Source organism: Phocaeicola faecalis (genome assembly GCF_021730445.1).
Classification (GTDB): domain Bacteria; phylum Bacteroidota; class Bacteroidia; order Bacteroidales; family Bacteroidaceae; genus Phocaeicola; species Phocaeicola faecalis.
This window is the reverse complement of the sequence record NZ_JADNRM010000021.1, coordinates 21,620-33,593: the sequence shown is the minus strand read 5'-3', so window position 1 is coordinate 33,593 and position 11,974 is coordinate 21,620. Positions and strand designations below refer to the sequence as shown.

The following is an 11,974-nucleotide window of genomic DNA, read 5'->3' as shown; positions in this document are numbered from 1 at the left end:
GCTGTAGGGGCAGGGTTTGCCTGTCCGAAGACACAAAGCAAACTGTTTTCGGGCGAGNTTAAAGATGCAAGTCTTATATACCAAATTCTAACGGCACGGATTACACACGTTAGTACGCATAGGAGTGTGTCAAAACTATCCCATCGTCAGCTGTAGGGGCAGGGTTTGCCTGTCCGAAGACACAAAGCAAACTGTTTTCGGGCGAGTGAACCTTGCCCCTACGAACTTAACGACAGCATTATCCACATTTTGACACACCCACATGCGTATATATGTTAAGGTCACACGTATATACGTGTGAAGCTATGCTTGCGTAGGCATAAAAAAGAGGAGGCAAAAGTCCAAAACGATTTGACTTTTGCCCCCTTTATCTTATCTTAGAATATAATCGGGTTAAATACCCAATGACTTTCTTACGGCCTCTACTTTTTCTTCAGCAGCAGCATTAGCGGCATCATAACACTTAGGACATCCCATCTCGCCTTTTACTTCCACATAGAACTTAATCTTTGGTTCGGTACCTGAAGGACGAACAGAAATCTTAGTACCGTCTTCTGTGAAATATTGCAATACATTAGATGTTTCAGGCATATTGATATCCGTCACATTACCCTCGCCGTCTGTAGCTTTCAGAGTCTTGTAATCTTTTGCCAATACCACTTTAGAACCACCGATTTCTTTCGGAGGATTAGCACGGAAGTTCTCCATCATTGCTTTGATTTCATCTGCACCACTCTTACCGGGCTTCACCACATTGACTGTCGTTTCTTTAGAGAAACCATATTCCACATAGATATCCATCAAAACATCAAACAAGGTCTTGCCCTGGTCTTTGGCCCAAGCACAGATTTCAGCCAACAGTGTACAAGCAGAGACAGCATCTTTATCACGAACGAAGTCTTCAGCCAAGAAACCATAACTTTCTTCACCGCCACCGATATACTGCTGTTTGCCTTCACTCAAACGGATTTCGCGTGCAATCCATTTAAAACCGGTATAACAGTCGCGCATCTCAATCTTATTCTTGTCGGCCACAGCCTTGATAAGTTCTGTAGTAACAATGGTCTTGACGATAAAATCATTATCCTTCATCTTACCCATTGCAATACGGTTCTTGATAATGTAATATAAGAAAAGCAAGCAAGTCTGATTACCGTTAATCAATACCCATTCGCCTTTGTCATTCTTACAAGCCATACCTACACGGTCGGCATCCGGGTCACTGGCCATCACAATATCAGCATCAATCTTCTTAGCCAAATTTATAGCCATAGACAAAGCCTCTGCATTTTCGGGATTCGGTGAAATAACAGTTGGGAAATCACCGCTCTTCACCATCTGTTCGGGCACACAGTGTACGTTTTCAAAGCCCCACTGCTTCAAGGCACGCGGAATCAGCATCATACCGGTTCCATGAATCGGAGTATACACAATGCTCAAATCCTTCTGACGCTTAATTACTTCAGGATCAATGGAAATAGTATGAACCTTATCCAAATAAATACTATCTATGTCCTCGCCAATCACCTGAATCAGTTCTTTGTTTCCTTCAAACTTAATATCGGCAGCCGAAGCAATCTTATTCACCTCGTCAATAATACCTTTATCGTGAGGAGCCAACACTTGCGCACCATCGTCCCAATATGCCTTATAGCCGTTATATTCTTTCGGATTATGAGAAGCTGTCAGGATAATACCGCTTTGACATCCCAAATGACGAATGGCAAAAGACATTTCAGGAGTCGGACGCATATCTTCAAACAGATATACCTTAATGCCGTTAGCCGAGAATATATTCGCTGAAATTTCAGCAAACAAACGGCTGTTATTACGACAATCGTGACCTACCACAACAGATATTTGTTCAAGGTCTTTAAAATTCTTATTAAGATAGTTTGACAAACCCTGAGTAGCTGCACCGACAGTATATATATTCATGCGATTGCTGCCTACTCCCATGATACCTCGCAAACCGCCTGTACCAAATTCCAAATCCTTATAAAATGCTTCTATCAAGTCGGTTTTATCTTCATTTTCCAACATACGTTTCACTTCTGCCTGAGTTTCGGCATCGTACGCAGGAGTTAACCACTTCTTTGCTTTTTCAGTCACTTGCTGAATCAATTCTTCATTTTCCATGTGATTTATTTTATTAGGGTTAATATTTTAATAATACGCAAATGTAAAATAATAAGTTCACAATTCCTATCTTTTGAAGAAATAAATTATAATGGAATCCACACCGATATCCATAAAAAAAACGAATCCGCATTACACCTTCGCAAAGATGTAATGCGGACAGCTTTCCATTGTCGAATGAATTAGGAACAGGCTTACTGTTCTGTCACCTTATAACGGTCTCCTGTGGCTTTCACCAATTCTTCCAAAAACTCTTTGGGGTAGCCCGGACGTACAAGCGGGGCACAGTTTCCTGTTTCCGGACGCAAGATAGAACCGTTCTGTGCCATCTTCTTCACTGCACCATCATTATATTTCACGATAAGGAATTCACCCAATTTCTTCCAACTGTCGACCGCCGATTGTGCTGTCATACAAGAATAGTTAGTCAAGAACTCTTTCGCTTTAACCGGATCTTTCTCATAAAGGCTCAAGGCAGCATTTTCAATACCACTCTGTGCACTGTCATAAGTATCCTCCAAATTGTTTTGAACCGCACGCATGTCATCAATCATCAAACTGTATCGAGGACGAATCATATCGGCCACCCAGTTGTAAATCCAAAACGCAGAATTCCATGAGAAGGTTACACAGTCTGCTTCTTTACCGCTATAACAATCAGGAACTCTGTCTGTACAGCAATAGACCGGAGCAAAAACTGTCATGTTGGCATCATCCGCACCAAACCACAATACACCACCTATCGCATCGGGAAGTTCAGCACGCATCTGTGCCACAAATGTAAATGCAGTCTGCTGAGTAGAAATCGGACGTTCGTTAAAGTACTCCTTGTCGCCTACCTTATAAGTTAACGGCGACAAACGATAAGGCGTTTTAAAGGGACCGGCTCCCGGATCATTAGTTATATCCAGCGGAGTGCCTTCATAATGGTCGCGCATGGCTCTTTGCACATCGCGCACAGACAGTTTACGGTCGGGCTTGATATAAAGAGGCATCGGTTCCTTGCTGTCTCCCTTTATATAAGGCAAATAGGTGTCTCCTACCGTTTTATTAAACATATTATAGTAGCTCCATACACGTGCCTCACAGAAACGGAGACCGCCGAAGTCCAAAGGATTATAGGCTTCTGAAAAACTAAAATCCTTGTTCATACCGTCAAAATAGCCTTTCTCACGAGCAAACGAAATCACATCAGGAGAGTAAAGACAGTTATCCTTGTCATTCATATTGAATTTGTGGATGCGGCTTTGATTGGCATGTGCTGCAATGCAGTCGTCCGGTATTCGGACAGCTACCCAGACTGCGCCTTTCACCCCCGGTCCTTTGCCTATCATTTCCAGAATCCAGACCTCGTTGGGGTCTGCAATGGAGAATGACTCGCCACTGCTGTAATAACCGTATTCCTTGACCAAGTCAGTCATCACTTCAATAGCTTCTTTCGCTGTACGCGAACGTTGGAGAGCAACATAAATGAGGCTGCCGTAATCCATAATGCCGGTAGTATCCACCAACTCCTCACGACCGCCAAAGGTCGTTTCTCCAATCGTCACCTGATATTCATTCATATTGCCTACCACATTGTAAGTCTGGGGAGCTTCCTTTATCTGCCCCAAATACTTACCTGTATCCCACTCATGGATATCACGCATGGTACCTTTGGGGTGCATACCTGCCGGATAATGATATAACTCACCGAACATTCCGTATGAATCGGCTGAATAAGATACAATAACCGAACCGTCTGTCGATGCCTTTTTGCCAACAATAAAGTTGGTACAGGCCAGTGTTTCGGTCACGGCTGCCATCAACAAGGCAGCTCCTAAAATTAGCTTGTTCTTCATTTATATAACTTTTTAATTGTGTTATTCTGTTTTCTACTGCTTAAAATTTATATTCTTCCCGCGTCTCGTTGCCACAATAATCGGTCACAATAATCTCTAACTTATGGGGCACTCCCCTCTTCAAACGCTCCGGATGCTTCATTGACAGCCGGGCTGTTTTCGAGCTGAAGCCGAAAAGTGCAAACCGACCATCAATCATCACCTTATAACCTTTAACACCTGTTTCGGCATCACCAATCCTGAATTGTATATTTCCACTTTTCCATTGGGGCTTGTTCAGAGGAGTGACTCTCGGAGGAACCGTATCGACAGCCACAGTGTATGTCCCCAACTCACGAATGGTTGTTTTCATCCAGCCGTTATCAAACTCCCCTCCTGCCGAACCCTTCTTATTCCCCCATTTACGGGCTATATAATATTTCGACGTGTCCGACACCGGAAGATGGCGTATACCAATCATCAGCGTACATCCCGCCTGCAAAGGTACAGCTTCGTCGTGCAACTGATATTCATAAGAGATAGCGGCAGTATCCTTTATCACTTTACTGTTCAATGCAATGTCTTCATACAACATTCCCCGCGGAATCACCAATTCCATCCCGGGTTCTTGCACCACATTACCCTTATTCCATTCCAAATAATGTTTCACCTGCGGATGATATTCTTCTATCGGCATCCGGCATCCACGCACAACAAACCGATATGTATTTTTATTGCCATACAAATCTTCCAATTCATAACGGAAGTGATAATCCCGTTCCTCATCAATTGTCACGACTCCCCCTTTTTCATTGGCCTGCAACATACGCAAAGGATTTCCCGGAAGTACCTGCGAACGCATCACCCAACTATTATTCTTCACATGCTCCTCATAATCCGTCCAAGCGTTAATCATGCGGTTTTCTTCCGGCAAAACGCCATCCACCGTACTTCGGAACACTTCAACCGTATCTACATAAAGCACTACAGAACGCACCCCATAATTATTATGTGTGCCATCCATATAGTCATAAGCCTTTATACCTGCTGCTATTTCTCCCCAAGCCTCAACCGGAGTTCCCAGTGCGGAGACCGGAATCGCTTTCTTCTTTGCAGCCCCATTCACCACTCCCTTCCCGGGCTGAGGGTAAAGCATCACCAAAGTGGCACGAGGGGGAGTCGTATCTTTCACCTTATCTGTATAGAACTGCAAAGGGTCTATCAACTCGCCGGTATCTGTATGACGAATCTCCATGTGCAAATGAGGGCCAAACGAATACCCCTCATTCCCACTCAAAGCAATAATCTCACCGGCCTTAAAAACCAGTTGGTCAGGTTCAAACTTTAAGTCTACCGCAAAAGTTTCATTCTCATACTGATATTCTTCCACCAACTTCGCCACAGCCGGAGCAAATTTCGAGATATGTCCGTACACGGAAGTATAGCCATTAGGGTGAGTGACATACAAAGCCTGTCCATAACCTCCGGGGGTAACCGACACACGGCTCACATAACCGTCGGCTATGCAATGAATGGGCTTGCCAATCTCCCCCTGCGTTTTAAAATCCACCCCTCCGTGAAAATGATTGGCACGCAACTCTCCAAAATTACCGCTTAAAGTCAACGGAAAATCAAAAGGAGAAATAAAAGGTTTATCAGGATGTTCCTGTGCCTGAGACGCCAGACAGCCTCCCAGTGCAAGGGCCAATATATAAGTGCGTATCGTCATTTTTTCCTATCTGTTTTTCTATTCTTTTCTGCCCCTGCATACGGGCAGGTGCAAACTTACAAAATAAATTCAAAAGTTCCTCTTAATTTGTGTTGCTAAACATACTCCTGAAAGAAAAAAAACAAAGCTGCAGGAAACCTACTTTTCTGACATTTTGTTACCTTTGATATATTCAAACCCCTTAAATGTGACGATTATGATAGTAGGAATTCCTAAAGAAATCAAAAACAACGAGAATCGTGTATCGTTAACTCCCGCGGGAGCACGAGAGTTGGTGCAAAGAGGTCACACGGTGTATGTCCAGCACACCGCCGGTACTAACAGTGGATTTGCCGATGAGGACTATGAAAAGGCCGGAGCGCATATACTCCCCACCATCGAAGATGTGTATGGAACTGCCGAAATGATTATCAAAGTCAAAGAACCTATCGAAAGCGAATACAGCCTGGTGCGCGAGGGGCAATTAGTATTCACCTATTTCCATTTTGCCTGCGACCTGCAATTGACGGAAGCCATGATAAAAAGCAAATCGGTATGTTTGGCTTACGAAACCGTAGTGGACAAACAAGGCACGCTGCCCTTATTGATTCCGATGAGTGAAGTGGCCGGACGTATGTCTGTGCAGGAGGGTGCACGTTTTCTAGAGAAACCACAAGGTGGAAAAGGAATCTTGCTGGGTGGAGTTCCAGGGGTAAAACCGGCAAAGGTATTAGTTTTGGGCGGCGGAGTTGTGGGAACCAATGCCGCTTTAATGGCTGCCGGACTGGGAGCAGATGTCACCATTTGCGATATATCTCTTCCTCGCCTAAGACAACTCAATGAATTTATGCCCAAAAATGTGAAAACATTATTCTCATCCACCCACAATATAGAGCAAGAGCTCGCTACCACCGATTTGGTAGTAGGGGCAGTTTTGATTCCCGGAGCAAAAGCTCCTCACCTCATTACCCGCCCTATGCTCAAACTGATGAAGAAAGGAAGTGTATTGGTAGATGTAGCCATTGACCAAGGAGGTTGTTTCGAGACATCACACCCCACCACACATGCCGAACCGACGTATGAAGTCGATGGAATCATCCATTACTGTGTAGCCAATATCCCCGGAGCGGTGCCATGCACTTCCACTCTGGCACTGACCAATGCAACATTGCCTTATGCCGTCAAGCTGGCTGACATGGGCTGGGAAAAAGCCTGTGAAACAGATTCCGGACTCAAGAAAGGATTGAATATCGTGGATGGTAAAGTAGTATTCCCGGCTGTTGCAGAAGCCTTCGGATGGAACATATAATCTCCCTTTAAAGAAGCGAATGTATTAAAAGCCATAGCATTATCACAACGATAATTCTTACTGGTTTTTAATACATTTCTTTATTTTGAACCATCAAGCTTTTCCTCCGTACGGCTCACCACCCATATACTGCCTTCGTAAAGTATATACATCGGGACAGATACCATCAACAACGTAAACACATCAGAGGTGGGAGTGATAACGGCACCGACAATCAAAATAATGACAATGGCATGACGACGATACCGCCGCATAAATCCGGCTGTAAGAAAACCCAATTTGGCAAACAACCAGCAAAGGACAGGTATTTCAAACACAATCCCCATCATGAGATTCATCATCATTAAAGTGTCTATGTAAGAAGACAGCGTGATGGTATTTTCTATGGCATCACTCACCTGATATGTGGCCAGAAATCGGAATGTAAGAGGGAAAATAAGAAAATAGTTCAACAAGACACCCGACATAAAAAGAATATACCCCCACCCTACAACCCGCGTGGAATATTTTTTCTCGCTTTCGTATAATGCTGGTGACACAAAGCGAAATAATTGATAAATGATATAAGGGGAAGCCAACAAGATACCGGCATACATCGATACACTCATGTGAGTGACAAACTGTGCCGCCAATTGTGTATTTATCAGCTTTACGCTAAAAGTCTCCGGGCATAATGATGGCATAGAAATCCAATTTGCCATCTCGCAGAAAAGCCGGTATATAATAAAATCAGACTCTTTAGGCGCAAGGACAATGGCAAATAATTCATCTTTAAAGAAAAATGCAATCAGCATAAGGGTAATCACCGCCACCATCATGCGAAACAGAACACGGCGCAATTCATCTAAATGCCCCCAGAAGGTAAGTGCCTCATGCTGTCCATTTCTCATCTTATCCATAACTGCTGCCCACCAAACAATCCACCTCACTTATCTTTCTGCTGTGTGTCTTTGTCCTCTTTATCCTTCGGTTCGTCTTCAATTCCATTCATTCCGTCCTTAAAGCTTTTCACCCCTTTGCCTAAGCCCTTCATCAGCTCAGGAATCTTCTTTCCTCCGAAAAACAAAAGTATGATGAGAGCAAGAAACAGCACTTCCTGCATACCCAATCCTAAAAATAACAATGTGGCTATCATTTTCCTTATCCTTATTTATTTCTGCAAATATAATCATTTCAGCCACCAAGCCCCATCATTTTTTTCTCTTTTCTTATTAATATTATCAAAAATTCTCCTACCTTCGCAAGAAATTGATAAAATACACGCTATGAAATGTTACAAATTCATTAGTTTATTGGTTGTGTTCTTTGCGATAACAACATTGACACACGCCCAAAGTACAGGACCATGCACGGGTAGTGAGTATACCACTAACACCGAGTATTTCCGTGCGTATGCATCTGCACTGAGCAGTGATGCGACAGCTTCCAAGAAGAAAGCCATGACCAGTGCCCGAACAGCTCTTGAAAACCAAATTAAAACAAAAGCAGAAGCCGCCGCCAAATCACAGACTAAAATATCCGGCGCTGACATAGCCCAACTCAACAGTTTGATTCAGGGAGCAATACAACAAGAAGTGGTTAAAATGAAAATCATCTGCGAGAACAGTGAACAAACCGGCGGACGATATAAAACACATATCGTGGTAGAAGTCACCAAAGCGAATGTATTGACGAATATTGTCAACAGTGCCAAAAACGATGAACAACTGAAAGCGAACTTCGAAGAAAGTAAATTCAAACAGGCTTTTTAAGTGTTCCCCAAAACTCTTTGGTCTTTTTCAAAAACTCTTTAGTCTTTTCGGAAAACTCTTTGGTCTTTTCAGAAAACTCCTTAGTCTTTTTAAAAGCCTCTCGAACCTTTTCCAAAAGAACAAGAGGGTGTGTCGAAACTAAACCGGCCTATCCAATCGTCAGCTGTAGGGGCAGGGTTTGCCTGCCCGAAGACACAAAGCAAACTGTTTTCGGGCGAGCGAACCTCACCCCTACGAACGAAACGACAGCATTATCCACGTTTTGACACAACCCCTTTTATCGAAATCACCCTCGCCACAGGCTGAGCTGCAGCGAGGGTGATTTTTAGTTTAGGAGCATTTCGACACACTCTATTTAAATATATCGAAGTTCTGATATCTAATCTTAGAACAATAATATATAAGCCAATGTGCTCAAGCTGATTACCACCCACAGAATCACTCCCTGAATAAGCGGTTTCATTCCTACTTGCTTTAATACATCCATCGACAATGACGCACCGATAAAGAACATTGTTATAATCAACCCTTTACGTGCCAAACCCGAAATAGCCTCTCCTAATTGAGGAATACCGTCCAACACATAGGTATTGAGAATGATGGCACCTATAAAGTAAAAGATAAACCAAGGAACACTGATTTTCTTGCCGCTTCCTTTAAAGATAAATGAAGTAGCCAATGCCAATGGGATAATCCACAAAGCACGAGTCAATTTAATGGTAGTAGCCACTTTCAATGCCTCCTCACCATAAGCCGCTCCCGCACCTACTACCGAACTGGTATCATGAATGGCAATGGCTGCCCAGGTTCCGAACTGCTGCTGGTCTAATCCCAGCCAGTGTCCCAAAACGGGAAAAATAAATAAGGCTACTGCATTCAACACAAAAATAGTAGCCAACGCTACAGACATTTCACTGTCTTTTGCCTTCAGGACAGGACCCACAGCTGCAATGGCACTACCGCCGCAAATAGCTGTTCCCGAGCTAATCAGATAAGAAGTATCACGATCCACCTTCAATATTTTACGACCGATAAACATACCGATAAGCATTGTTCCGACCACTGAAATGATGGTAAACTCCATACCTTCCTTACCGGATGCCAAAGAAGCTTGAAGATTCATGCCAAAGCCTAAGCCTACCACCGAATACTGCAATAAATATTTTGAAGTCTTTTTATTAAACTTGGGATGAGCCTGACCACACACCAGTGCGAATATCAAACCTAAAAATAAAGCTACCGGCGGAGTGACCCAATGTGAAAAAGGGGCCAATGCCGGGACATAATCCATTAACAAAAAAACAGTCAATGTGGAAAGTATACCTACATAAATTACTTTGTTGTTCTGTTGTAAAGCTGATACTGAAATCATATTTCTACCTTTCTTTAAATGTTATTTTCTGTTTCGGAGTGCAAAGGTAGTATATGTTTCGATAGATAACCAATCGTTTTTATTTATAGGTTATAACTTTTCTTTATAATGCTCGGCAAACTGCATAAATAAAGCCGGTAATCCGGTTTCCTGACCTTGCAGTTGCACAAAATCAAACTCCCGGAACATGGGTAAATCTTTTATCTCCAACACTTTCAGTTTACCCGCATACAATTCTTTATTGACAGAACGTATAGAAAGAATCCCCAAGCAATCGCAGTTCTCCAAAAAAAGTTTAATGCTTTCCGTACTTCCCAAATACATTTTTACGTTCAAATCTGATAACTTTATATTGTGTTTTTGAAGTACTGCCAACAAAATATCCAATGTTCCCGACCCCCTTTCACGCAACACTAAAGGAATCTTTTTAAACTCCTCTAATGTGATTTCGTCATATTCCATCCATTTGCTGTGAATATGGACAACAGGAACCAACTCGTCCTGCAGAAACGAAGTATACTTCAGATTAGGTTGCCGAATGTTACCTTCCACCAAGGCAAGGTCTATGCGATGTTCCTGGAGGGCTTTCTCTACTTCCGAGGAATTTCCATTAAACAAAGACAGAGAGACTTGTGGGAATTTCTCTATAAAACGCGCCAACAATGGGGGAAGCACATACTGGGCAATCGTGGTACTGGCTCCCAAACGCAATTCTCCGGTATGTTCATTGCGCAACAGATTCATTTCATATTCCAGCCGCCCATATTCCTCCAATATCTTCTCACAATGCTCCAGCAACAACTTTCCGGCATCAGTCAGCGATATTTTATTCCCCATCCGTTCAAAGAGGCGCGTCTGATACATCGTCTCCAATTCCTGGATATGCTTTGTTATGGCAGGCTGACTGATGAAAAGCTCTTGAGATGCCTTAGTAAAACTAAGATTCTTTGCCACACAACTGAATACTCTCAACCGGAAATCAGACATAAACTCCCCTTTTTTGTTACAGTTCATCAGCTTTTATACCTAAAGCTTGCAGTACAGCGAATCCTAACATCTCCCACTGATAAACCGCTGCTTCGGCCGGCGGATTCATGCCAAAGACAGTCATACTCTCCTTTCCGTCCACCTTATTTAATATAGCAGGAAGCTCATTACCATATTCTTCTTCTGCAGGAACTGCTATCAGGCGTTTCACATCTTTCGCATCCGCAACCACCTTCAGTGATTCAAGAAACAATTCATCCCGCCCTGCCATATCCGAAGGTTCAAAAGAATAAAAAGCAAACTCACCCAAGTGACTCTTAAAAGCTACATTATTCAATTCTTCACGCAAATCACCCGGTTGGCAAGTACTCATCTTCTCACTTTCCTTATCATAAACAAGCAATATCTGAACATTATTCTCTCCGAATTGCAGTCCGGCATCCAAAGCCAGACACTCCATCAGCACCGGTAAATCCGCCTTCGGCAATTCACGCCCCAGCACTGCTGTGAAATGCTTTTTCAAGTCACCACACACTCTGTCCAAATATGCTACATCTATCAGCATTACAGTTTCTGCAAAATTCATCTCATTCGCCATATTCTTACTTTTGTCATTTTCTTATTCTACATTATCGGTCTAAAGATAGAAATAATCTTTTCTCCTTCCGAAAGTTTTCTGCCTTTTTGTATCCAATTCGGACTTTTTTTCATTTAACAACTCCTTCGCCCTGCCATTTTGTCTGATTCTTTTACCCCTATCACTTCTTTTCCTCCACTATTAGCTTCTGGCAAAGTATTTGAGCATTCTTTGCCGAAATCGCCCCAAACATTGAACAAAGACGTAGCGATTCCGTTTTCAATAGGTATTTTGAAATAAAACAGAAAGGA

At 42.9% G+C, this 11,974-nt stretch carries 10 protein-coding genes; 2 read left to right on the top strand and 8 right to left on the bottom strand.

Annotated features, from left to right (window positions below; all coding sequences use genetic code 11):
- Window positions 1-393: 393 nt before the first annotated feature.
- The 3 genes from IR173_RS15905 to IR173_RS15895 form a co-directional block, all read right to left on the bottom strand.
- Window positions 394-2,139: a phospho-sugar mutase gene (locus IR173_RS15905; protein ID WP_237040500.1), complete on the bottom strand. Its 1,746-nt coding sequence runs from the start codon at window positions 2,137-2,139 to the stop codon at window positions 394-396.
- Between the two features lie 194 nt (window positions 2,140-2,333).
- Window positions 2,334-3,980, bottom strand: coding sequence for a C69 family dipeptidase (locus IR173_RS15900; protein WP_237040499.1), 1,647 nt, complete (start codon window positions 3,978-3,980; stop codon window positions 2,334-2,336).
- Window positions 3,981-4,020: 40 nt separating this feature from the next.
- Window positions 4,021-5,688, bottom strand: coding sequence for a M23 family metallopeptidase (locus tag IR173_RS15895; RefSeq protein ID WP_237040498.1), 1,668 nt, complete (start codon window positions 5,686-5,688; stop codon window positions 4,021-4,023).
- Window positions 5,689-5,884: 196 nt separating this feature from the next.
- Between IR173_RS15895 and ald the strand changes: the two genes are divergently transcribed.
- The gene (gene ald, locus IR173_RS15890) at window positions 5,885-6,976 is read left to right on the top strand and encodes an alanine dehydrogenase (RefSeq protein WP_237040497.1); all 1,092 of its coding nucleotides are present in this window, start codon (window positions 5,885-5,887) and stop codon (window positions 6,974-6,976) included.
- Window positions 6,977-7,056: 80 nt separating this feature from the next.
- Here ald and tatC read toward each other — a convergent pair whose 3' ends face one another.
- Together tatC and IR173_RS15880 are read right to left on the bottom strand one after the other, a co-directional pair.
- Entirely contained in the window at window positions 7,057-7,866 is an 810-nt protein-coding gene (tatC, locus tag IR173_RS15885; protein ID WP_237040528.1) for a twin-arginine translocase subunit TatC, read from the bottom strand.
- Window positions 7,867-7,901: 35 nt separating this feature from the next.
- Entirely contained in the window at window positions 7,902-8,111 is a 210-nt protein-coding gene (locus IR173_RS15880; protein WP_237040496.1) for a Sec-independent protein translocase subunit TatA/TatB, read from the bottom strand.
- A 130-nt stretch (window positions 8,112-8,241) separates the two neighbouring features.
- Here IR173_RS15880 and IR173_RS15875 point away from each other — a divergent pair, with 130 nt between their 5' ends.
- Window positions 8,242-8,727 (top strand): hypothetical protein, encoded by a 486-nt coding sequence (locus IR173_RS15875; protein WP_237040495.1) that lies wholly within the window; start codon window positions 8,242-8,244, stop codon window positions 8,725-8,727.
- 385 nt (window positions 8,728-9,112) lie between these two features.
- Here the strand turns inward: IR173_RS15875 and IR173_RS15870 are convergent, their stop codons facing one another.
- The 3 genes from IR173_RS15870 to IR173_RS15860 form a co-directional block, all read right to left on the bottom strand.
- Window positions 9,113-10,099 carry a YeiH family protein gene (locus tag IR173_RS15870; RefSeq protein WP_237040494.1) on the bottom strand — a complete coding sequence of 329 codons (987 nt, stop codon included), beginning with the start codon at window positions 10,097-10,099 and terminating at the stop codon, window positions 9,113-9,115.
- A 90-nt stretch (window positions 10,100-10,189) separates the two neighbouring features.
- On the bottom strand, window positions 10,190-11,086 hold the full coding sequence (locus tag IR173_RS15865) for a LysR substrate-binding domain-containing protein (RefSeq protein WP_237040527.1): 897 nt from the start codon (window positions 11,084-11,086) through the stop codon (window positions 10,190-10,192).
- Between the two features lie 16 nt (window positions 11,087-11,102).
- Window positions 11,103-11,684, bottom strand: a complete 582-nt coding sequence (locus IR173_RS15860; RefSeq protein ID WP_237040493.1) for a DUF6621 family protein — start codon at window positions 11,682-11,684, stop codon at window positions 11,103-11,105.
- Window positions 11,685-11,974 lie beyond the last annotated feature (290 nt).